Source organism: Photorhabdus africana (assembly GCF_035181445.1).
Lineage (GTDB): Bacteria > Pseudomonadota > Gammaproteobacteria > Enterobacterales > Enterobacteriaceae > Photorhabdus > Photorhabdus laumondii.
In genome coordinates this window covers 1-22,011 of record NZ_JAXBVE010000011.1, presented here as the reverse complement: position 1 = coordinate 22,011, position 22,011 = coordinate 1, and the positions used below count along the sequence as shown (strand labels likewise).

General features: G+C 42.0%; 21 protein-coding genes and 1 pseudogene. 9 read left to right on the top strand and 13 right to left on the bottom strand.

Translation table 11 applies throughout. From position 1 onward, the window contains the following. Positions 1 to 632: 632 nt before the first annotated feature. Together SLS51_RS08625 and SLS51_RS08620 are read left to right on the top strand one after the other, a co-directional pair. The gene (locus tag SLS51_RS08625) at positions 633 to 791 is read left to right on the top strand and encodes a hypothetical protein (protein WP_011145917.1); all 159 of its coding nucleotides are present in this window, start codon (positions 633 to 635) and stop codon (positions 789 to 791) included. A 63-nt stretch (positions 792 to 854) separates the two neighbouring features. After that, on the top strand, positions 855 to 1,754 hold the full coding sequence (locus SLS51_RS08620; protein WP_323837386.1) for a hypothetical protein: 900 nt from the start codon (positions 855 to 857) through the stop codon (positions 1,752 to 1,754). 2 nt (positions 1,755 to 1,756) lie between these two features. Here the strand turns inward: SLS51_RS08620 and SLS51_RS08615 are convergent, their stop codons facing one another. The 11 genes and pseudogenes from SLS51_RS08615 to ansB all read right to left on the bottom strand — a co-directional run bounded on the left by SLS51_RS08615 (position 1,757) and on the right by ansB (position 10,520). Continuing rightward, on the bottom strand, positions 1,757 to 1,963 hold the full coding sequence (locus tag SLS51_RS08615) for a bacteriocin immunity protein (RefSeq protein WP_434086484.1): 207 nt from the start codon (positions 1,961 to 1,963) through the stop codon (positions 1,757 to 1,759). Next, positions 1,920 to 2,138: pseudogene (locus SLS51_RS08610) on the bottom strand (PAAR domain-containing protein); the annotation flags it as partial. The pseudogene SLS51_RS08610 and the gene SLS51_RS08615, both read right to left, overlap by 44 nt. Positions 2,139 to 2,595: 457 nt before the next feature. Continuing rightward, on the bottom strand, positions 2,596 to 2,880 hold the full coding sequence (ihfB, locus tag SLS51_RS08605; protein ID WP_011145915.1) for an integration host factor subunit beta: 285 nt from the start codon (positions 2,878 to 2,880) through the stop codon (positions 2,596 to 2,598). Positions 2,881 to 2,945: 65 nt separating this feature from the next. Then, positions 2,946 to 4,619 carry a 30S ribosomal protein S1 gene (gene rpsA, locus SLS51_RS08600; RefSeq protein ID WP_323837381.1) on the bottom strand — a complete coding sequence of 558 codons (1,674 nt, stop codon included), beginning with the start codon at positions 4,617 to 4,619 and terminating at the stop codon, positions 2,946 to 2,948. Positions 4,620 to 4,800: 181 nt separating this feature from the next. Further along, positions 4,801 to 5,484, bottom strand: coding sequence for a (d)CMP kinase (cmk, locus tag SLS51_RS08595; protein WP_323837379.1), 684 nt, complete (start codon positions 5,482 to 5,484; stop codon positions 4,801 to 4,803). Further along, a complete protein-coding gene (locus SLS51_RS08590; protein WP_323837377.1) occupies positions 5,453 to 5,668 on the bottom strand; it encodes a hypothetical protein in 216 nt (71 codons plus the stop codon). The genes cmk and SLS51_RS08590 overlap by 32 nt, the downstream gene beginning before the upstream one ends. Positions 5,669 to 5,784: 116 nt before the next feature. Continuing rightward, positions 5,785 to 7,071, bottom strand: coding sequence for a 3-phosphoshikimate 1-carboxyvinyltransferase (aroA, locus tag SLS51_RS08585; protein WP_323837375.1), 1,287 nt, complete (start codon positions 7,069 to 7,071; stop codon positions 5,785 to 5,787). 249 nt (positions 7,072 to 7,320) lie between these two features. Continuing rightward, positions 7,321 to 8,409 carry a 3-phosphoserine/phosphohydroxythreonine transaminase gene (gene serC / locus SLS51_RS08580; RefSeq protein WP_323837373.1) on the bottom strand — a complete coding sequence of 363 codons (1,089 nt, stop codon included), beginning with the start codon at positions 8,407 to 8,409 and terminating at the stop codon, positions 7,321 to 7,323. A gap of 296 nt (positions 8,410 to 8,705) precedes the next feature. Further along, the gene (locus SLS51_RS08575) at positions 8,706 to 8,933 is read right to left on the bottom strand and encodes a GNAT family N-acetyltransferase (RefSeq protein WP_323837371.1); all 228 of its coding nucleotides are present in this window, start codon (positions 8,931 to 8,933) and stop codon (positions 8,706 to 8,708) included. A gap of 108 nt (positions 8,934 to 9,041) precedes the next feature. Then, positions 9,042 to 9,317 carry a type II toxin-antitoxin system TacA family antitoxin gene (locus SLS51_RS08570; protein ID WP_323837369.1) on the bottom strand — a complete coding sequence of 92 codons (276 nt, stop codon included), beginning with the start codon at positions 9,315 to 9,317 and terminating at the stop codon, positions 9,042 to 9,044. A gap of 159 nt (positions 9,318 to 9,476) precedes the next feature. Continuing rightward, on the bottom strand, positions 9,477 to 10,520 hold the full coding sequence (gene ansB, locus SLS51_RS08565; RefSeq protein ID WP_323837367.1) for an L-asparaginase 2: 1,044 nt from the start codon (positions 10,518 to 10,520) through the stop codon (positions 9,477 to 9,479). Positions 10,521 to 10,658: 138 nt separating this feature from the next. Here ansB and ycaO point away from each other — a divergent pair, with 138 nt between their 5' ends. From ycaO to pflA, 4 genes are all read left to right on the top strand, one after another. Beyond that, positions 10,659 to 12,422: a 30S ribosomal protein S12 methylthiotransferase accessory factor YcaO gene (ycaO, locus tag SLS51_RS08560; protein WP_323837365.1), complete on the top strand. Its 1,764-nt coding sequence runs from the start codon at positions 10,659 to 10,661 to the stop codon at positions 12,420 to 12,422. Between the two features lie 317 nt (positions 12,423 to 12,739). Then, entirely contained in the window at positions 12,740 to 13,597 is an 858-nt protein-coding gene (focA, locus tag SLS51_RS08555; protein WP_323837363.1) for a formate transporter FocA, read from the top strand. A gap of 55 nt (positions 13,598 to 13,652) precedes the next feature. Further along, entirely contained in the window at positions 13,653 to 15,935 is a 2,283-nt protein-coding gene (pflB, locus tag SLS51_RS08550) for a formate C-acetyltransferase (protein WP_323837361.1), read from the top strand. 73 nt (positions 15,936 to 16,008) lie between these two features. After that, positions 16,009 to 16,749: a pyruvate formate lyase 1-activating protein gene (pflA, locus tag SLS51_RS08545; RefSeq protein ID WP_323837359.1), complete on the top strand. Its 741-nt coding sequence runs from the start codon at positions 16,009 to 16,011 to the stop codon at positions 16,747 to 16,749. A 416-nt stretch (positions 16,750 to 17,165) separates the two neighbouring features. On the opposite strand, the gene SLS51_RS08540 is transcribed toward pflA, so the two are convergent. After that, the gene (locus SLS51_RS08540; protein WP_323837357.1) at positions 17,166 to 18,116 is read right to left on the bottom strand and encodes an Rpn family recombination-promoting nuclease/putative transposase; all 951 of its coding nucleotides are present in this window, start codon (positions 18,114 to 18,116) and stop codon (positions 17,166 to 17,168) included. 468 nt (positions 18,117 to 18,584) lie between these two features. On the opposite strand from SLS51_RS08540, the gene SLS51_RS08535 reads away from it, so the two are divergent. Further along, positions 18,585 to 19,430, top strand: coding sequence for a DUF4225 domain-containing protein (locus tag SLS51_RS08535; RefSeq protein ID WP_323837355.1), 846 nt, complete (start codon positions 18,585 to 18,587; stop codon positions 19,428 to 19,430). Positions 19,431 to 19,774: 344 nt separating this feature from the next. Here the strand turns inward: SLS51_RS08535 and SLS51_RS08530 are convergent, their stop codons facing one another. Next, positions 19,775 to 20,254 carry an Hcp family type VI secretion system effector gene (locus tag SLS51_RS08530; protein ID WP_323837354.1) on the bottom strand — a complete coding sequence of 160 codons (480 nt, stop codon included), beginning with the start codon at positions 20,252 to 20,254 and terminating at the stop codon, positions 19,775 to 19,777. 691 nt (positions 20,255 to 20,945) lie between these two features. On the opposite strand from SLS51_RS08530, the gene SLS51_RS08525 reads away from it, so the two are divergent. After that, complete coding sequence (locus SLS51_RS08525; protein WP_323837352.1) at positions 20,946 to 21,548, top strand: BPSS1780 family membrane protein; 603 nt, start codon at positions 20,946 to 20,948, stop codon at positions 21,546 to 21,548. Between the two features lie 262 nt (positions 21,549 to 21,810). Then, positions 21,811 to 22,011: transposase (locus SLS51_RS08520; RefSeq protein ID WP_323837350.1), on the top strand; the 201-nt coding region annotated here is incomplete at its 3' end.

Here is a 22,011-nt window from a genome sequence, read left to right as displayed (position 1 = left end):
CAATAACGTTTTTAATCAAACGAAATTTCGTGGAGATCCTTAGGCATAATTAAAATAACTTCTCCGTTTTCATTACTTAGAGCCTATCTCAATAGGCGTAATTGTTGCAGGCAGTTTGAACACGGACAGCGCGGAAAAACCGGAGCGTACACGTAGTACGTGAGGATTTTGAGCACTGCCCAGGTTCAAAATGGCAAATAAAATAGCCCTATTGGGATAGGCAGTTATTGTTAATTAAACGAGAAAGACTATATACCCTATGGATTTCAAGATGGATCGCGACGGCAAGGGATCGAATCCCCGGGAGCATAGATAACTATGTGACCGGGGTGAGAGAGTGCAGCCAACAAAGAGGCAACTTGAAAGATAACGGGTACATCAAGCTGTGGGACATCTTATCCGTACTAAACAGAGGATACCGGAGCAGTAACGATTCTCGACACGCGCATTAAATTCAAAACTACGGCAAAGATATTCTCAATTCTCTGCCCCCGTTTCGTCGTGTTATCTGATAAGACATTTACGTTATTAAAAAACATGATCAAACAAACCTAGTTGAAGTTGCTGTGACTTTGGTATATATTTTATGCAAGAGTTTTTAAAATTAATTCCCTTGTAGGAAGCACTTCAAGATGAATGCACCTGATATTAAGAAAGCACAACATGTTGCATACGCTCAACGTGTAAAAGAGCAGAAGAGTAGTCATGCAGCTCCACAGCCTGTTATACAAAGACCTGCTTTAAGTGTGCCATCAGGTAGTTTCGTTGCTGGTATGGCTCCAAGCTTCTGATTCTTCCCCCTATACCGCACATGATATAATGAGCCAGTGTTTATAATATTTGGTTCTTTTTTTATGACTGTTGAACACATACCGCCTTCTGAACAAATTTATTTACTCAATCAAGAGCTAGTCCAAAACGCTGATAGTTTAGCAGGGCCAGCAATCACTGTTGGTGGTCAAGCTGTGCGCTACTGGGTAAATACATACCTTCATAAATACTCGAAAGATAATTTACCTAATGAAGTTTTCATAACTTCTGTTGATGTTGATTATGTAACAAAACGGAACAATGTTGAAAACATCGCCAGAGCATTCAACGTTGAACCTCACTATAACAATCCACTTGATTTCCCATCTATTGCAATATGCCTTCTGACCGATAAGGACACAAAGACAATTAAAGAGCATGAAGGCCGGTTGTTCTCTAACCCTGATAACAATGATGAATGTAACCTTGTTGATATCATTGACCGGCCAGCAGGTTTTGAACACGACGATTTATCTGGCGACAAACTATACTTGAATACAGAACGTTTTATGATTAATGCAGCGCCAGGCTCTCATGAGCTCGTTCGTATTTTGAATCCTATCGCTTGTATTCGATCTCGCCTCGCCAACATTGTGAATAAAGTCAAAGACGATATTGAGGTCGAGAAAGAGCGCATCAGAAGCCTGATGATCCCTACTTATTACTTTCTGTTAGAAAAACTTGAGCATGAAGATTTTCGAACAGCCAGAAAATATGTTGAAGACTTTGGTTATCTGCTACAAGAACGATCACGGCGTCATTGTCTTGTAAAATATGGGATTGAACTCCATAAAGTTCTTGAATCACTTCAAGTTAATCTCTCTGAACACAGGGATGATTACGAGTTGCCGGATATGTTTCTTGATGAAGAGTTAAGGCGAATGGCTGATCATCATAAGAATCAATATATTAGACTAAGAACTCAATTACAGTTAGACCAATAACTTTATAAGAACGAACGCCCTATTGGGCGTTTCAGACCGCTATTTTTAAAGCCCGGTTTATCTCTTCTGGCTCGCCATTCTTTTATAACTTTAAGAACACCTTCTGGGTTATCTTCAATGCCTTCCTCAGGATAAAATATTAAATCACCACCAGAGGCGGTATTCTGATATTCTATCCAATGTGCCAGCCAACTTACGCCCCATGTCAAACATATCTGTTACACCACCGGCAATGATGTAAGTACCGGGATGTTTACCACAGGTAACCTTATCTCCTTCACGAGCCGTTGCTCGCCCATCAAATGTCATGGTGTGGTCACCAGTAATAATCTGGCCGCCACACGTTGTTTTATCACCAACCAGCAGGAAATACCCTATTGCCATCTATTCACTTCTCCATTGATTTATAGCATGAAGAGTGGCTCTAACTGAAATCATCATGTTTTCACCACTTATGGATTAATAAATATCCAATGATGCAATGGATTTCACTTAAAAATATATAGGAATATTCCGAAATTTATCGAAATTAAGTTGCTTGATGCTGGTATTACCTCATGTTTTGCAACAATTATGATACAATTTTTTATCAAAAACGAATATCACGAATAAATTTGAAACCAATGACGATGTTGGTTTTGCATGCAAATGATTTCTAGGGACACAATGTCAGATTGACAGGATTATGGGGAAGGTTTTCTCAATATAAAATTCAGCTCTTTTTATATGAGCCTTGATTAGATCAAAAAAGTGCTGGCCAAAAGGGCCAGCACTTTATTATTAATTTAAAACAGCACCGAACACACTGTTTAAAATAAGCAATAACTTGTTATCTTCAAACTTAATCGTAGATATTCACGCGATCACGCAACTCTTTGCCAGGTTTAAAATGGGGAACGTATTTACCTTCCAGCTCCACTTTATCACCGGTTTTAGGGTTACGGCCTACGCGCGGAGCACGGTAGTGAAGAGAAAAACTGCCGAATCCGCGCACCTCTATACGTTCGCCATCTGCCAATGTTATTGCCATATGGTCGAGTATTTCTTTCACTGCATCTTCAACGGTTTTGGCCGAAATATGAGATTGCTGGCCAGCAAGTCTTTCAATTAATTCAGACTTGGTCATGAGTACCTCCCTAAACTACCGCACTTGGATAACACTTACGTGTTATCCACCGTTATTCACTTGAATTATTCGCCTTTCGCTGCTTTGAAAGCTTCAGCCATTGCATTGTTTGCAAAGTTTGCGTCTTCTTGTTTGTTCACAGAAGCGATAGCGTCTTTCTCGTCAGCTTCGTCTTTAGCACGAACAGACAAGTTAATAACGCGGTTTTTGCGATCAACACCAGTATATTTAGCTTCAACTGCATCACCCACGTTCAGAACCAGCGTTGCATCTTCAACACGGTCACGAGAAGCTTCTGATGCACGCAGGTAACCTTCAACGCCGTCAGACAGTTCTACTGTCGCACCTTTAGCATCAACTGCGGTAACTTTACCAGTAACAATAACACCCTTCTTGTTCACAGACAGGTAGTTATTGAATGGATCTTCCGCCAGTTGCTTAATGCCCAGAGAGATACGCTCACGCTCTGCATCTACTTGCAGAACAACAGCCGCGATTTCATCACCTTTTTTGTATTCACGAACGGCTTCTTCTCCAGCAACGTTCCAGGAGATGTCAGACAGGTGAACCAGGCCATCAATGCCGCCATCCAGACCAATGAAGATACCGAAGTCAGTAATAGACTTGATCTTACCTTCAACACGGTCATTTTTGTTGTGAGTCTCAGCAAATAGCTGCCAAGGATTAGCTTTACACTGTTTCAGACCCAGGGAGATACGACGACGTTCTTCGTCGATATCCAGAACCATAACTTCCACAACGTCACCAACGTTAACCACTTTGGATGGGTGGATGTTTTTATTGGTCCAGTCCATTTCTGAAACGTGTACCAGACCTTCAACGCCTTCTTCGATCTCTACGAAGCAGCCGTAATCAGTCAGGTTAGTTACGCGACCAGTCAGTTTAGTGCCTTCTGGATAACGCTTAGCGATTGCTACCCAAGGATCTTCGCCCAGTTGTTTCAGGCCCAGAGATACACGGGTACGCTCACGGTCAAATTTCAGTACTTTAACTGCGATTTCGTCGCCCACATTGACGATTTCACTTGGATGTTTAACACGTTTCCAAGCCATATCAGTAATGTGCAGCAAGCCATCAACGCCGCCCAGATCAACAAATGCGCCGTAGTCAGTCAGGTTCTTAACGATACCTTTAACTTCCATACCTTCTTGCAGGTTTTCTAGCAGTTGATCACGTTCCGCACTGTTTTCAGATTCGATAACAGCACGACGAGAAACCACGACGTTGTTGCGTTTCTGATCCAGTTTGATGACTTTAAACTCAAGCTCTTTACCTTCCAGGTGAGTTGTATCACGAACTGGACGAACATCAACCAGAGAACCAGGCAGGAATGCGCGGATACCGTTCAGTTCAACAGTAAAACCGCCTTTTACTTTACCGTTGATGATGCCGGTAACTGTTTCTGCGTCTTCGTAAGCTTTTTCCAGCATCAGCCACGCTTCATGGCGTTTTGCTTTCTCACGAGACAGAACAGTTTCACCAAAACCATCTTCAACAGCGTCTAGCGCAACATCAATTTCATCACCGACCTGGATTTCCAGCTCACCCTGAACATTTTTAAACTGTTCTACAGGAATAGCGGATTCTGATTTCAGACCTGCATCAACCAATACAACGTCTTTATCGATAGCAACAACGATGCCGCGAACGATAGCACCTGGACGAGTTTCAATAGATAGCAGGGATTCTTCAAAGAGTTGAGCAAAAGATTCTGTCATGTTAATGATCTTCAAGATTTTAATTTAACGTCCATTTAGCTTCCCGCCGAATGGGGTTGTTTTACATGCCCTGCTACTATTTCCCTGTAACAAGGTTGTTTGGTTTGCGGAAAAATTCGATACCCGCGTACCCAATTTTTAGTACATCGTCATCAATTATAAGCTAAAAACTTAAAATCGCTCAGGTAATTGAGAGAATTTTTTTCGCATAATTTAGCGCCTTGTCGATAACTTCTTCGATAGACATACTGGTTGAATCCAATATTAATGCATCTTCAGCCGACGCTAACGGCGCAACTGCCCGGTTACGGTCGCGGTAATCACGTTCCTGTATCTCGGACAAAAGACATTCAAAGTTAACACTAAAGCCTTTTTCCTGCAACTGTAGCATACGTCTGCGTGCACGTTCTTCTGCGCTGGCATCAAGGAATATTTTTACCGGGGCGTCGGAAAACACCACAGTTCCCATATCACGACCATCTGCAATCAAGCCCGGTGCAACCCGAAAAGCACGCTGACGCCGTAACAAGGCTTCACGAACTCGTGGGAAAGCAGCCGCCTGCGAGGCAGTATTGCCGACCGCCTCGGTCCGGATCTCATTACTGACATCCTCGCCCTCAAGCATCACACTGAGCTTCCCTTTTCTAGGGACAAAACGCACATCAAGATTAGCAGCCAGAGGAACTAACGCGTCTTCAGACTGGATATCCACCTGATGATGAATCGCGGCCAGTGCCAACACTCGATAAATAGCACCTGAATCAAGCAGTTGCCAGCCTAAAGCCTCTGCCAGTGCCTGGCATAATGTTCCTTTACCTGCACCGCTTGGCCCATCAACAGTTATTACTGGGGCTATCGCCACCATTATTGTTCTCCTTTAGCATGGCAAACACTTCACCAGATGCTGAATATTTACTCAATAAAATAATCAATATCTGCCGTTGATTATACGCACTCATAGAGTGAACGAAATAAGCGCATGCCATGTAGATATACCCGTTATCTTTCAAGTTGCTTCTTTGTTGGCTGCGCTCGTTCACCCCGGTCACATAGTTCGCTATGCTCCCAGGGATTCACTCCCTTGCCGTCTCGATGCATCTTGAAATCCATAGGGTATAGATTTTGATCAAAGAAATACGCTCTATTAAATCATAATAATCGATAATTATGACTTTCGCTGGCTTAATCTCTCCAATTGATTGAAATAATCAGGAAAGGTCTTTGCTGTACAACCTGGATCGAGAATAGTAACCGGTGTATCGGACAGCGCCACCAACGAGAAACACATCGCCATTCGATGATCATTATAGGTGCCAATTTCAGCAGGTAATAATCTTGGTGGCGGTGTGATGCGAATGTAATCAACCCCCTCTTCCACCTCTGCACCGACTTTACGCAATTCAGTTGCCATCGCATGCAGCCGATCCGTCTCTTTTACCCGCCAATTGTATATATTGCGAATGACGGTCTCCCCTGCCGCAAACAACGCAGTGGTTGCAATGGTCATAGCAGCATCAGGGATCTCATTCATATCCATATCAATGCCAGCGAGGGTGCCACGTTCACATTCAACAAAGTCATCACCCCAACGAATTTTCGCCCCCATTTTCTCCAGCACATTGGCAAATTTGGTATCCCCTTGAAGGCTATTTTTACCAATTCCGGTCACACGCACAGTGCCCCCTTTAATTGCTGCGGCCGCCAGAAAATAGGAAGCAGAAGAGGCATCACCTTCCACCAAATAGTGCCCCGGAGAAATGTATTGCTGTCGGCCTTTAATGTGGAAAATCTGATATTGATCGTGATTTACGGTAATACCAAAATTTTTCATCAATGCCAGAGTAATATCAATATAGGGTTTGGAAACCAATTCCCCCTGAATATGAATCTCAGAATCATTTTCCGCCAATGGCGCAGCCATCAGCAATGCGGTCAGAAATTGGCTAGAAACCCGGCCATCTACCGTCACTTTGCCGCCAACAAAACCCCCTTTGATATGTAACGGCGGATAATTTTCCTGCTCCAGATAATCAATTTCTGCGCCCCCTTGACGCAAAGCATCCACCAGATGACCAATCGGACGCTCTTTCATCCGAGGTTCGCCGGTAAGAACGACGTCATTTTTGCCCAAGCATAACGCGGCGGTTAGGGGACGCATTGCCGTACCGGCATTACCCAGAAACAGTTCTATCGGGCCTTGGTGGGTAATCAATCCACCAATACCGTCAACTTCACAACGGGTACGATCATCAGATAAATGATAACTGACACCCAGCGCAGCCAAGGCATTGAGCATATGGCGAATATCATCACTGTCCAACAAGTTAGTTAAGCAGGTAGTACCTTTGGCGAAAGCCGCCAGTAATAGCGCACGGTTAGAAACACTTTTTGACCCTGGCAGGTTAATAGTTCCATTCATGGAGGAAATAGGTTGTAGCATCAGGGATTGCATAAATAACGGGCTCTCCGGTTCTCAATTACATTGTTTTAATTATACCCCTCATCTTTCAAGTTGCCTCTTTGTTGGCGGCACTCACTCACCCCGGTCACATAGTTTGCTATGCTCCCAGGGATTCGCTCCCTTGCCGCCGCGATGCATCTTGAAATCAATGGGGTATATAAGTGAGTCATTTTTACGTTTGAGGAAATATTTTTATCTTGAATAGGCCGGGAACCGTTGTTCCCGGTAATGATTGGCAAATTAACCGTTACGGCGCTCAAAATCAGCCATAAAATCAACTAAAGCCTGAACCCCGTCTATCGACATCGCATTATAAATAGAAGCACGCATACCGCCGGAAACCCGGTGCCCTTTCAGTGCCTGCAACCCTTGTGCATCAGCCTCTGCCAAAAATTTGCTATCCAGTGAGGCATCCGCCGTCTGGAACGGTACATTCATCAGAGAACGATTTTCAGGGGCAATCTGGTTGCGATAAAAACCGCTCTTATCAATCACACCATAAAGCAGTTCAGCCTTAGCTCGGTTACGCTTTTCCATCTCTTGTACTCCGCCTTGCTCTTTCAGCCACTTGAAGACCAAACCAGAGAGATACCAAGCAAACGTTGGCGGTGTGTTGAACATGGAGTCATTCTCTGCCAGAACAGCATAGTCGAAAATAGACGGAGTTTCTTTACGGGCTTTGCCTAATAAATCTTCACGCACAATAACTAATGTGATACCAGCAGGACCAATATTTTTCTGCGCTCCCGCATAAATCATACCGTAACGGCTAACATCCAATGGCCCGGAAAGAATAGAGGAAGAGTAGTCAGCAATAATAACTTTATTCTCGTTAAAATCCGGCTGTTCATGAATAGCGATACCATCAATAGTTTCATTCGGGCAATAATGAACATAAGCCGCATCATCGCTCAATGACCATTCACGCATTGGTTTAACGCTTTTCAAGCCATTAATTTCAGTTTTGATATTAATCACATTCGGCGTGCAGTATTTTTTTGCTTCTTTAACTGCACATGCCGCCCAATAACCGCCATCAACATAATCGGCTTTAACATTGTCTCCCAACAGGTTCATTGGGATAGCGGCAAATTGACCGCGGGCACCACCATGACAGAACAGTACTTTATAGTTTTCAGGCACTGATAATAAATCCCGCAGATCATTTTCAGCTTCCTTTGCCACTGCGATAAATTCCTTACCTCGGTGACTGATCTCCATAATTGAAGTCCCAATACCATGCCAGTTGCAAAGTTCTTGTTCTGCACGGCGCAACACTTCAGCCGGTAACATAGCGGGACCTGAACTGAAATTATATACCTGATTCATTTACCTCACCTTATTCTGACGAAATAACAATGATTGATAACAATAAATAATCTGATATATCGGTTGTACCATTCCCATTTCATTGCTGCAATGGTTATTCAAACGTTGAACAAAACTACCGCAAAAATAGCCAATAAACTTGTTCATTCAACGCTATACCCAATGGATTTCAAGATGCATCGCGACGGCAAGGGAGTGAATCCCCGGGAGCATAGCAAACTATGTGACCGGGGTGAGCGAGCGCAGCCAACAAAGAGGCAACTTGAAGGATAACGGGTATATTACAGATGAACTGCTTATTTTTTCCTTTGTTTATCTACAGCGATGAGAGGAAGGAATAATGTGAATGGCGAATCGGGTAAAGCAATAAGGCCATGATATCGGTAAAATTGCACTGCATTATCATCTTTTGCGTCAACAAGTAGCGCATAAGATGCAATTTCGGTACAAATGGTCCTCTCAATAGCATCAGCTAGCAATGCTCCACCGAGTCCCTGATTTCTAAATGCCTGATCAACGGCCATCCTGACCAACCTGTCTCTGAAAGTAACCATCTAGAGATTCTGAACCACTGTAGAACGAATCACGATCGTGTTCTTCGTTGAGTTGCATAACATCAAACATCGTGGAACTCATTCTGATCGTAATAAAGAGCGGCGCCGTGCGAATGCACGTTCAAGCGCCGGAGCCGATTCCGGTGGATTCAGCAATGCCTGCGCAAAACATTGCTGATCGACCAAAGACAAACGAAGTACTTCTGACTGCTCAATTGCGCGCTGTGCGGCATCCTGTGCAGCAGACACAACAAAATCAGTCATAGTACGTCCTTGAATTTCAGCGGCCCGTTTAATCAGGGCATGTAGATCAGGATTCATACGCGCCTCAAAACGCGCAGTGGAAGTAGCCATAATAGACCTCGACTAAAATTATCCGGCAAATTTCCGTACAAATAATATCTTAGCTACTTCTTGAGCAGAAACTGCTAGTTTTAATCAGCGCGTTCCCTCGCTATAGGGCGCGAAACTCCGTTACCTGCGCGCGCCCTATTGTTATCTCTGAATCACAAATCAATATTTCACAAACATCTCGTGAATTTTCACCGGATCACGTGTTTCAGTGAGTGCTAATTGTAAAAGCACTCTGGCCTTTTGCGGGTTCAAGCGCTCAGAAGCGACAAAACCATGTTTGCTATCGTCCACTTCCGCATTCTGAGTAACATATCCCACTGGTACACGGCTTGCTCTCACAACCACAACCCCATCTTTAGCCGCCAAGGCCAAGGTATCGAAAATCGCCTTGTACATATTACCGTTACCTACACCAGCGCTGACAATACCTTGGTAACCCGCACTCAGAAATGCTTTTGCTGGCAAATCAGACGCATTGGCATAGTTATAGACAATGCCTACTTTAGGCAGCTTATCCAATTTACTGATATCAAAAATCGCCTTACTCGCTCTCGGTTTAGCGGCAGCGTAATAATTGACTTTGCCATTATGAACAAATCCTTCAGCGCCCGCATTAACTGGCTGGAACGCCTGAACTTCGGTGGTGCTCATTTTCACCACGGTGCGCCCACTGATAACCGCATCATTCATTGACATTAACACACCACGTTTGGCAGATGCTTGATCACCCGCAACGACCACAGCGTTATACAGATTTAACGGGCCATCGGCGCCAAGCGCTGTAGATGGACGCATCGCTCCAACCATGACAATGGGTTTCTGGCAGTGGGTAGTCAGATCGAGGAAGTAAGCGGTTTCTTCCATCGTGTCGGTACCGTGGGTGATAACAAAACCATCGGTCTTGTCACACTCAGCATTGATTCTTTTCGCCAAGGTCAACCATACCTGATCATTCATATCTTGCGAGCCAATACTCACCACCTGCTCACCTTTCAGGTTGGCGATATTTTTGATCTCAGGAACAGCATTGACTAATTCATCAATACCAACTCTTCCAGCAACATAGTTGGACTGCGTTGCAGACTTACCGCCGCCAGCAATCGTTCCTCCCGTCGCCAAAAGTGTAATATTTGGTAAAGCAAAAGCAGAACCACTAATTAATGCCAATAAACTGGCTAAAGCTGTGTGTTTCATCTTTTTCATGCTTCTTCCTTAATAAAAAATATCCTGTTAAATTATGGATGATGATAACAATAAATCTGTGATACATACCAGACTTTAGCTACTGAAAAAAAACTCGTATGATGAGCGCCCCATAACGAGCACTCATAAGTGAATACCATGATGCAAACCTTTATTCCCGGCAAAGACGCCGCACTGGAAGATTCGATCAACCGTTTTCAGCAAAAACTGCAACATCTTGGTTTTAACATCGAAGAAGCCTCATGGCTGAATCCGGTTCCTCATGTCTGGTCGGTTCATATCCGCGACCGCGATTGTCCTCTCTGTTTTACCAACGGCAAAGGTGCTAGCAAGAAAGCCGCTTTAGCTTCTGCTTTAGGTGAGTATTTTGAACGCCTGTCAACCAACTATTTTTTTGCTGATTTCTATTTAGGCGAAGCTATCGCTAACGGTGATTTTGTCCATTATCCGAATGAAAAATGGTTTGCTTTACCAGACGATGATTCTCTGCCAGCAGGCATTCTGGATGACCGGTTACACCAATTTTATAATCCTGAAAATGAGTTATGCGCCAGTCAGTTAGTCGATTTGCAGTCAGGTAATGAAGAGCGTGGTATCTGCTCACTGCCGTTTACTCGTCAATCTGATCATCATACCGTCTATATTCCGATGAATATTATTGGCAATCTTTATGTTTCCAATGGTATGTCAGCCGGCAACACGATGAATGAAGCCAGAGTTCAGGGATTATCTGAAGTTTTTGAACGCTATGTGAAAAATCGTATTATCGCCGAAGGCATCAGCCTGCCAGAAATTCCCCAAGAAGTGATGAATCGTTATCCCGACGTTGTTGCCGCAGTCAGCAAATTACAGGATGAAGGTTTCCCACTCTATTGTTATGACGCCTCCCTCAGTGGGCAGTTCCCAGTTATTTGCGTCGTGCTGTTTAATCCTAATAACGGGACTTGTTTCGCCTCTTTTGGTGCACATCCTGAATTTGGTGTAGCACTAGAACGTACTGTGACCGAATTATTACAGGGCCGCAGTTTGAAAGATCTGGATGTATTCAATGCGCCGACTTTCGATAATGAAGAAGTGGCAGAACATACCAATCTAGAGACTCACTTTATCGATTCGAGCGGTTTAATCAGTTGGGATTTATTCAAACAAGATGCTGATTATGCATTCGCTGACTGGAGTTTCAGCGGCACGACCGAAGAAGAATTCGCCACTTTGATGGCTATCTTCAAACAATTGGATGCCGAAGTTTATATTGCTGACTACGAGCACCTTGGTGTTTATGCCTGCCGTATTTTGGTTCCGGGAATGTCTGATATTTATCCTGTGGAAGATTTACATCTTGCTAATAACACGATGGGAACGCATTTGCGGGAAGCTTTATTAACATTACCAGGTAGCCAATGGCAAGCCGAAGAATATCTGGCACTGATTGAGCAATTAGATGAAGAAGGTTTGGATGATTTTACCCGTATCCGTGAGTTGCTTGGCATTGCGGTGGGTAAAGATAATGGCTGGAGCAATTTACGGATTGGTGAACTGAAATCCATGTTGGCGCTGGCTGGCGGTGATTTGGAACAGGCTTTAATTTGGGTAGAATGGACCCAAGATTTTAACGCCTCAATCTTTACGGCCGAACGCGCTAATTATTATCGCTGTTTACAAACACTGCTTTTACTTGCTCTGGAAGCGGATAAAGCACCTACACAATATTATCAAGCATTCGTAAAAATGTATGGGCAAGATGCTGTTGAAGCAGCATCAGCAGCTATTTCTGGTGAACACTGTTTTTATGGCCTGTGGTCAGTTGATGCAGATTTAAAATCACTGCCCGCTCATCAGGCTTTATTAGCTGCTTATGAGAAGCTGCAAAAAGCAAAATGTGATTTCTGGAACGCAAAATAAAATTGTAGAAAAGACAATTCATAATTAAAAGTAAAATTCAGGTTAAATTAAATTTATTTTTAACAACAAATAAACAACAATTTGGCCTGTAATTTTACTTATCAAACTTCCTATTAATGGGTTAAATAAAAAATATTTTAATTTTTAAAATTTTTTTATTTTATTAAAATCAATAGGTTAAATTGAATTCAAACCATTTTCACTCCCCAAAACAAAGGCCACTCTCAGGGAACTATGATCTATATCAAATTCTCCCCTTCACGCCTTTGTTACTATCATTACGTACCGTAACTTATTAATGATAAAGAGATGTTGGTATGAAAGCTGACAACCCCTTTAACCTATTACCACCTGCAGTAATAACACAAATCGCCAATGACATTGGTGTTTATAAAACCACTAAACCTGTTGCCATTACCTATCTGTCAGCAATAACTGCCGGGATTTTTATTTCCATTGCATTCGTCTTTTATATTACCGCGACTACAGGAACCACATCTGTCCCTTATGGGTTAGCTAAATTAGTTGGCGGCATCTGTTTTTCCCTTGGATTAATGTTAGTAGTCGTTTGCGGAGCAGATTTATTTACTTCCACTGTGTTGACGATTATTTCCAAAGCCAGCGGACGTATAACCTGGCATCAAATGATGATAAACTGGATTAACGTTTATTTCGGTAATTTAATTGGCGCACTATTTTTCGTCGCCATTATCTGGTTTGCCGGTCAATACCATGTTGCCGACGGATTGTGGGGCTTGAATGTTTTGCAAACAGCAAACCATAAAATGCACCACTCTTTTATTGAAGCGCTATTTTTAGGCATTCTCGCCAATTTAATGGTTTGTCTCGCGGTTTGGATGAGTTATGCCGGACGTAGTTTAATGGACAAAATATTCGCCATGATTTTGCCAGTAAGTATGTTCGTTGCCAGCGGCTTTGAGCACAGTATTGCGAATATGTTTTTAATCCCGCTTGGCATTGCTATTAAGCATTTCGCGCCAACTGAATTTTGGATTAACGTGGGGGCAACACCTGAACAATTTTCTCAACTCACCATTTCACACTTTATTACTCACAATTTAATTCCAGTCACTATTGGTAACATTATCGGTGGCGCCATTTTGGTGGGTTTAACTTACTGGTCAATTTATCTGCGTAGTGAGCAAAAACATTAATTAGCTCTCTCGCCTGATTTCTTAAAAGTTCGATTATTACAAAGGTAGAAGTATCATGACTGAATTAAATAAAAAGTTCTCTGTAGCATGGCAAGATTTTAACCAGGGTGATTGGCAAAGCGAAGTCAATATTCGTGACTTCATCCAAAAAAACTATACGCCATATGAGGGTGATGAATCTTTCCTGGCAGGTTCGACAAAAGCGACCGATACCTTATGGGAAAAAGTCATGGAAGGTATAAAAATCGAAAACCGCACTCATGCACCGGTTGATTTTGATACTGATGTTGCTGCTACTATTACCTCCCACGACGCAGGTTATATCGAAAAAGATCTGGAAACTATTGTTGGCCTGCAAACGGAAGCTCCATTAAAACGTGCCCTAATCCCATTTGGCGGCATCAAAATGGTAGAAGGATCATGTAAAGTTTATGGCCGTGAACTCGATCCTAAATTGAAACAGATTTTCACTGAATACCGCAAAACACATAATCAAGGCGTTTTCGATGTTTACACACCAGATATTCTTAAATGCCGAAAATCTGGTGTTCTGACAGGTCTGCCTGATGCCTATGGCCGTGGTCGCATTATTGGTGACTACCGTCGTGTTGCAGTATACGGTATCGATTTCTTGCGTGATGATAAATTAGCTCAGTTCAATTCATTGCAGGAAAAGCTGGAAAACGGTGAAGATCTGGCAATGACTATTCAATTGCGTGAAGAAATCGCTGAACAGCACCGCGCTCTGAGCCAAATTAAAGAGATGGCGGCTAAATACGGCTATGATATCTCTGGCCCCGCCACTGACGCTAAGGAAGCAATACAGTGGACTTATTTCGCTTATCTGGCGGCGGTTAAGTCTCAAAATGGTGCCGCAATGTCCTTCGGTCGCGTTTCCAGTTTCCTGGATATCTACATCGAACGTGACCTGAAAGCGGGTAAGCTGACAGAAGTTGAAGCTCAGGAATTAATTGACCATCTGGTGATGAAATTACGTATGGTTCGTTTCCTGCGTACCCCTGAATATGATGAACTATTTTCCGGTGACCCAATCTGGGCAACAGAATCGCTGGCAGGTATGGGGATAGATGGTCGCACGCTGGTGACTAAAAATAGTTTCCGTTTCCTGAACACCCTATACACAATGGGCCCATCACCAGAACCCAACATGACCATCCTATGGTCCGAAAAACTGCCGACAAATTTCAAAAAATTCGCGGCAAAAGTTTCCATCGATACCTCATCTTTGCAATATGAGAACGATGATTTGATGCGCCCTGACTTCAACAACGATGATTACGCTATTGCTTGTTGCGTCAGCCCTATGATTGTGGGTAAACAGATGCAATTCTTCGGTGCCCGCGCAAATCTGGCTAAAACGATGCTGTACGCCATTAACGGCGGTGTAGATGAAAAGCTGAAAATGCAGGTTGGCCCGAAAGAAGAGCCAATAAAAGATGAAGTGCTGGATTACGACAAGGTTATGGCCCGCATGGATCACTTTATGGATTGGCTGGCAAAACAGTATGTTACTGCACTAAACATCATTCACTATATGCATGATAAGTATAGCTATGAAGCGGCACTGATGGCACTGCACGACCGTGATGTTTACCGTACTATGGCCTGTGGCATTGCCGGTCTGTCTGTCGCTGCTGACTCATTGTCTGCCATCAAATATGCCAAAGTGACACCGATCCGTGATGAGGATGGTTTAGCGGTTGATTTCAAGATTGAAGGTGAATATCCACAATTCGGTAACAACGACTCGCGTGTTGATGATATCGCCTGTGATTTGGTTGAACGTTTCATGAAAAAAATCCAGAAACTGAATACTTATCGCAACGCGGTACCGACACAATCCGTTCTGACCATCACTTCTAACGTGGTATATGGTAAGAAAACCGGTAACACCCCTGACGGACGTCGTGCTGGCTCACCATTTGGGCCCGGAGCCAATCCAATGCATGGTCGCGATCAAAAAGGTGCCGTCGCCTCTTTGACCTCTGTAGCTAAATTGCCCTTCGCCTATGCAAAAGATGGTATCTCTTATACCTTCTCTATCGTACCAAACGCGTTAGGCAAAGATGATGAAACACGCAAAACTAATCTGGCTGGTTTGCTGGATGGTTATTTCCACCATGAAGCAGAAATTGAAGGTGGTCAGCATTTGAACGTCAATGTGATGAACCGTGACATGCTACTCGATGCCATGGAAGACCCTGAGAAATATCCTCAGCTCACCATCCGGGTATCAGGTTATGCCGTACGTTTCAACTCACTGACTAAAGAACAACAACAGGATGTGATCACCCGTACTTTCACCCAATCTATGTAATAATTTGTTAGCACAGGCCCTGAACTCTGGGGCCTCTATTCGTTTATCCTGCCAGTTTTGGAGTAAACCTGCTATGTCCGTACTTGGTCGTATCCACTCTTTCGAATCCTGTGGCACCGTTGATGGCCCCGGTATTCGGTTTATTGTTTTCTTTCAAGGTTGTCTGATGCGCTGTCTCTATTGCCATAACCGCGACACATGGGATACCCACGGCGGCAAAGACGTGACCGTTGAAGAATTGATAAAAGAAGCGACAGCCTATCGTCATTTTATGAACGCATCCGGTGGCGGGGTTACTGCATCGGGTGGTGAAGCCGTTCTTCAAGCTGAATTTGTACGTGACTGGTTCCGGGCCTGTCGTGCCGAAGGTATTCATACTTGCCTTGACACTAATGGATTTGTCCGCCGCTATGGTCCGGTTATTGATGAATTAATGGATGCCACAGATCTCGTTATGCTTGATTTGAAGCAACTTAATGATGAGATTCATCAGAAATTAGTCGGTGTCTCCAATCACCGTACCTTGGAGTTTGCCCGCTATCTGGCTAAACGTAACCAGAAAACTTGGATCCGTTACGTTGTGGTTCCAGGTTGGTCCGATGATAATAAATCCGCTCACAAGCTAGGTGAATTTACCAAGGATATGAAAAATATTGAAAAAATCGAGCTTCTGCCTTATCACGAACTGGGTAAACATAAATGGACAACTATGGGGGAAGAATATCAGTTGGAAGGTGTAAAACCGCCTGCAAAAGAGACAATGGAGAGAGTGAAAAACATTTTGGAAAGTTATGGTCATAAGGTTATCTATTAATTAAATTATTTAACTTTTATCTCTGAAATAAAGTCGCAATAACACCTTCAGAATATCAATGGCTTTTAATCATTGCATTATGTGGCAAGTTCCCCGGTACTAGAATTTTTAAGCTTTGATACCTTACAACAAAGGGGTTCACGAACTCTGTTCGGATGCCAAAATCAGTAATAAAAGGTCACATCAGGCACATGAACATTGAGGTTTTGACGAAACAGAACGAGTTATTTGTTTCCGCAAACAACTCACTTAATCGCGTTCCCCATGCTCTTATGGCCCCTATAAAGCTGCTTCCGTCTGATAGGTTTCAGCTTCGCCGGGCAAACGTAAAAATCCCTTGTATAACCATCATCCTGAATAAGAACAAAAATGCCGATCTTGAATATCGGCATTTTGCTATGAAAGAGGAGATTAATTTAATGCCTTAACGCTTCAACTTTATCCCGGCTCAGTCCGGTACTGGTGACAATAATGTCCAAACTCACACCATGCCGTAATAAGGCACGAGCCGTTTCCAGTTTACCTTCCTCTCGGCCTTCTTCTCGGCCTTCCTCTCGGCCTTGCTCAATACCTTGCTCAATGCCTTGCTTGATACCTTGCTCGCGCCCTTTTTGTTCAAGCTGTTCTGCAATAGTCATCAACATCGTTTCATGCTCCGGAGATTGTTCAATCAGTTGATGGACAAATTGTGAGAGATCCAACGTATGTCCATTCAGTAAAATATAGCGTAACACCACACTGCGCTGCTCGGTTGTATTATACCCTGCATTCAAGAGTTCCACCAATTGGAGGACCCATTCCTGCATATCCCGGCAGCGAATATGTTTTTGCACCAGCTCCATCAGGGCAACCCCTTTATGCGTCAGGATTTCTTCATCGCTGAGTACACTGACGTCCACCAACGGAAACGCCTGACGGTATAAGCGAGCCGCCTGTTCGGGGAGCGTGAAACAATCCAGCCACCGGTTTGAGTAAGGATACGGCCGAACCTCACCATGATAAAACAACAAAGGCGCTACTAAAGGGAGTTCAGTATGGCCTTTTTTCAGGTGAGCCTCCATGGCTGACATGGCATAATACATCAACCGCCAGGCCATCAATGGGTCAGGAGTGGACTGATGTTCAATCAGACAATAGATATAGCCTTGTCCCCGAGCCGTTTCAACCGAGTAAAGCACATCACTGTGCAGTTGACGTAAATTCTGGTCCACAAAACTGCCGGGTTCCAGTTTCAATGTGGCTAAATCACACAACGACTGGACCTCTCCGGGCAGATAAAGGGATAAAAACTCCCTGGCCGTTTCAGGCTGCGTTAAAAAATATTTGAATAATCCGTCATGGTGAGGCCGTTTTTCTTTCTTTGCCACAATCTGTTTCTCTGTCTTATTAGTTAGTCATTACCATTTATAGTATTTCTACCAAGTTACAAAAAACATTGTCTCAGATTTCCTCAGGCAAATCTTTACCGAATGCATTAATAGAAGAGCCTAAAGAATCAAATATCAGAAAAGGAAAAATGAGAAAAAATTATATTTACAACAACTATTCAATGAAAGCCATTTATTTAAATGAGTTTTTAACTTGTATTCGCATAATAATAATCCCGTTATCAAAACATTGATTATTTATATTTCTGTTAATCTTGGATTCACATAATAATTGCCACTCTCATTAGAAGAAAAATTTACAATGGATTTTGCTAAAACCCTACGTCTTAAAACACGCTAAAAAAGTATCCTTACAAGTGAAAACAAACCTTGACTTATAATTTTAATTGTATATTTTTAGTTCATAACACTATTTTAAGCTAAATTCCAAACAACAAGTTACTCATTATGGATGCTTTAGATGAATTTTACGAAAGAAATCCTTCCGCCAGAGGATACTTGGATAACAGTACCAATGAAGAAAGAAAACTCCTAAAAATTCAAATGGATAAACAAAATGAGTTGATGATGCTTATGAACAGAGTTGCCGATAAATATGTAAAATGGAGTCTGGCCAAAGACCATTTTATCGGTGAAGTCATGGCTTATTGCCAAGAAAACACATCAAAGATAAATACCGGGGAGATCTCAATCTCTGAAGCAATAGCTTTATTAGACGAAGAAATAAGATCGTTAGAAGAGCAAGATTCAATGCTTTCTCAAAAAAATGTCAGGCAAGCCATTGTTGTAAAGAAAAAGGTAAACAGTGAAAGTGCTAGAAGCAGGAATGATGAGACAGTTAATTTGATTGTCTCATGGATTGGATTTGTATCTGGCAGTATACAACTCATGGGTGGATTTCTTGCTATTGATACCGGTGTTGGAGCAGCACTTGGAGCACCATTGATGGCTCATGGTTTCAATAATATTGTTGAAAGTGGTTATTATATCCTTTATCGCGAAAGCTATACTGGGCCAGTTAAATTCGTCTATGAAGGGGTTGGAGAAAAAGCTTTTGGAATGGATAAACGCGATACTGATGTGGTATATACATCGGTTGATGTTGGTATGTCTATTAATGGATTATTCGGTTACAAACTTGAATCAGATAGTCAACGGTTATATCGGTATATAAATGCAGATCTGCTTGTTGGCTTAAAACGACAAGGTATAGAAATAATGAATTACAAAGAGATAGCTCTAGAAATCACTGGCAACGCTAATACCATTTATGGACAATATAGATCATATTGAGGAGAAATAAAATGGTTGACTATTTATACATTACTTTCTCTTTACTTGCACTTTATCCTCTATACATTGCTTTTAAGAAACTTTTAATTCCCTATGATGTTTACATTAACCTTTTAGCTGTATTACTTATGATGGCATCTGATCTTTTCCATCTACATGTTTTTCATACCGGATGCATTCCATTTTTTAGCGTGCCTACTTCATATGATGATTTTGTATTTTATAGTTCTATTGTACTAGCCATATTATGTAATATCACATTTATGATCGCACACAGCAGGCATTATAGGAAAAACAAGTGGTAATTTTGCCGGTAAAACAACACTATTTTACCGGCAAATAAATTAATAAACGCGATCATCCCAAATACTATAAGCACTTGTCCCTGCTATATGATGAGTCCACGTGATACTCTTATAACGTAAAGATATCGTTTCCTGCGGCTGTGCGCCAGCATGTGTTATCGAATGGGGGTGATAAACAGCTAAATCAACTATCGTCGCCTCAATTACCTTTATAGTGTAATACAACTCCTGAATCCCGGATTGATTCGTTCTATAAATATCAAACATACCGTCCAATACTTCATTTTCTGACATCGCTATTCCCAAAAGCGGTGACGATTTATCAACAGGTTTTTTAAATGTTATGGGATGGTGCTTGGCATGCTGATCCCAAGTTAAAGAATGATTGAGATTATATATGAATATTTGGTCTGTATGATCTAATTGGCCTTTATTTCCTATTGAATCTATCGATGAACAACCTGCCGATATCAGGCCCTGCTTACGGCCCTTTAAAGTTAAATAAATTAAGTCTAACATATGTGCTCCTTCTCAGGGTTAAAATGCCAACTACTAACTATTAGTAGTGTTTTCCATTCTACAGAAAAAAACACCCAACGGAATTAAAATTATTCCGATTATATGGGTTAGAAGTTAATTAAATTCAGCCGTCAGTTAACATTAAAACACTTTATTACAATTATTATCAATTTGATACAATTAAAAACACTTAGCAATACTTTGTAGGAAATTATTTATCTTTTCTGGTCGTGACTTATATTTAATGCTTGTTGGACAATAGAATTAATATAATATATTTACCTAATCTCTCAATCTGACTGCATCTTCCGAGATAAAGTCAAGAAGGCGATTTGAAATATCATGTATCAACACATTAATTGGAAAATTATATGGATAATCAAAACTTAAATTTTAACTCCAACGCTATGACTAATGACCATCAGGAAGTATTTATTCCTAATGGCCAGTCCCTCAGTAGCACAGAAGGTGTGAAATGGATTGGTCAAGCATGGCAACTTGTCAAGAACAAATGGGGCATGTGGATACTACTCTATATTATCTATTCTATATGTATATACCCGTTATCTTTCAAGTTGCCTCTTTGTTGGCTGCACTCACTCACCCCGGTCACATAGTTTGCTATGCTCCCGGGGATTCGCTCCTTTGCCGCCGCGATGCATCTTGAAATCCATTGGGTATAGCTGGTTTCATGCTTATTCCTTTTATTGGAATATTTGTCGGTTTTTTGAACCCAGTATTTATCGGCGGTATAATTGCCGTGTGCGAAAAACAGAAGACTAGCGGAGAATTCGAACTAGGGCTGTTATTCAACGGATTTCAGAAAAACTTTGCGTCACTGCTCGGCGTTGGTGCTTTAACGCTTGGCATTATACTCCCCGGTGTTATCGCAATGTTTATTGCCGGTGGTAGTGCCGTAATTCATATTCTACTATCCGCTCAACATGGTGAAATTTCAGCCGAAATGCTTCGAAATAGCCTGTCCTCATTACTTCTTGGTTTCTTTATTCTAATAATTTTCTCAATTGTGAATGCCGCATTGACCTGGTTTGCACCAGCGCTAATTGTTATCCATAATTTGAAATTTGGTGCCGCCATATCAATGAGCCTGGCAGCAGTGAAAAAAAATCTATTACCTGGTTTATTATTCTTTATCACCTCCGCGATCATTTTCATAATTTCGGTAATGACTTTTGGTTTAGGTTTTCTAATCTCTATACCAATATTTTTAGTTAGTTATTATTCCTCCTACCGTAGCATTTTTATCGGTAAGGAGAAATCATCCACATTTTAATCGACTAAAAAATACTTAGGTTGACAAGCCTCGCTATTTTAAACGAGGTTTGTTTTTTTATGATGGAAAAACTCCTGCCATTTTCCCGATTTAACCCATTTGATTGTTATTAGCAGCTACATTTTTACCGCAGAGCGTCAACCACTTAAGGATCGTTTAAAACGAGTAAAAAAATCCGAGGTTATACTGATACCTGATTATCACTTAAATTCAGCTCCCATAGGCGTATACTTAAAATAAGTCTGTGTGGAGGTAAATGAAAATGGCTAAAAATCAGATTCAATTCCAAAAAGGCATTTCTATTCATGAGTTTATTTCATTATATGGTCATGAAGAACAATGCCAGAAACAGGTGTTCGATATGCGCTGGCCTACGGGGTATCACTGCCCTCATTGTGGGCATGATAAGTATTGCCAGTTAAAATCTCGTCTCCTTTATCAGTGCAATCAATGCCATCATCAG

What these genes read in the sequence shown, in the direction of transcription:
- SLS51_RS08625 (WP_011145917.1), top strand. Translation starts at nt 633, where the DNA reads ATGAATGCACCTGATATTAAGAAAGCACAACATGTTGCATACGCTCAA.
- SLS51_RS08620 (WP_323837386.1), top strand. Translation starts at nt 855, where the DNA reads ATGACTGTTGAACACATACCGCCTTCTGAACAAATTTATTTACTCAAT.
- ihfB (WP_011145915.1), bottom strand. Translation starts at nt 2,880, where the DNA reads ATGACCAAGTCTGAATTAATTGAAAGACTTGCTGGCCAGCAATCTCAT.
- rpsA (WP_323837381.1), bottom strand. Translation starts at nt 4,619, where the DNA reads ATGACAGAATCTTTTGCTCAACTCTTTGAAGAATCCCTGCTATCTATT.
- cmk (WP_323837379.1), bottom strand. Translation starts at nt 5,484, where the DNA reads ATGGTGGCGATAGCCCCAGTAATAACTGTTGATGGGCCAAGCGGTGCA.
- aroA (WP_323837375.1), bottom strand. Translation starts at nt 7,071, where the DNA reads ATGCAATCCCTGATGCTACAACCTATTTCCTCCATGAATGGAACTATT.
- serC (WP_323837373.1), bottom strand. Translation starts at nt 8,409, where the DNA reads ATGAATCAGGTATATAATTTCAGTTCAGGTCCCGCTATGTTACCGGCT.
- SLS51_RS08575 (WP_323837371.1), bottom strand. Translation starts at nt 8,933, where the DNA reads ATGGCCGTTGATCAGGCATTTAGAAATCAGGGACTCGGTGGAGCATTG.
- SLS51_RS08570 (WP_323837369.1), bottom strand. Translation starts at nt 9,317, where the DNA reads ATGGCTACTTCCACTGCGCGTTTTGAGGCGCGTATGAATCCTGATCTA.
- ansB (WP_323837367.1), bottom strand. Translation starts at nt 10,520, where the DNA reads ATGAAAAAGATGAAACACACAGCTTTAGCCAGTTTATTGGCATTAATT.
- ycaO (WP_323837365.1), top strand. Translation starts at nt 10,659, where the DNA reads ATGATGCAAACCTTTATTCCCGGCAAAGACGCCGCACTGGAAGATTCG.
- focA (WP_323837363.1), top strand. Translation starts at nt 12,740, where the DNA reads ATGAAAGCTGACAACCCCTTTAACCTATTACCACCTGCAGTAATAACA.
- pflB (WP_323837361.1), top strand. Translation starts at nt 13,653, where the DNA reads ATGACTGAATTAAATAAAAAGTTCTCTGTAGCATGGCAAGATTTTAAC.
- pflA (WP_323837359.1), top strand. Translation starts at nt 16,009, where the DNA reads ATGTCCGTACTTGGTCGTATCCACTCTTTCGAATCCTGTGGCACCGTT.
- SLS51_RS08535 (WP_323837355.1), top strand. Translation starts at nt 18,585, where the DNA reads ATGGATGCTTTAGATGAATTTTACGAAAGAAATCCTTCCGCCAGAGGA.
- SLS51_RS08530 (WP_323837354.1), bottom strand. Translation starts at nt 20,254, where the DNA reads ATGTTAGACTTAATTTATTTAACTTTAAAGGGCCGTAAGCAGGGCCTG.
- SLS51_RS08525 (WP_323837352.1), top strand. Translation starts at nt 20,946, where the DNA reads ATGCTTATTCCTTTTATTGGAATATTTGTCGGTTTTTTGAACCCAGTA.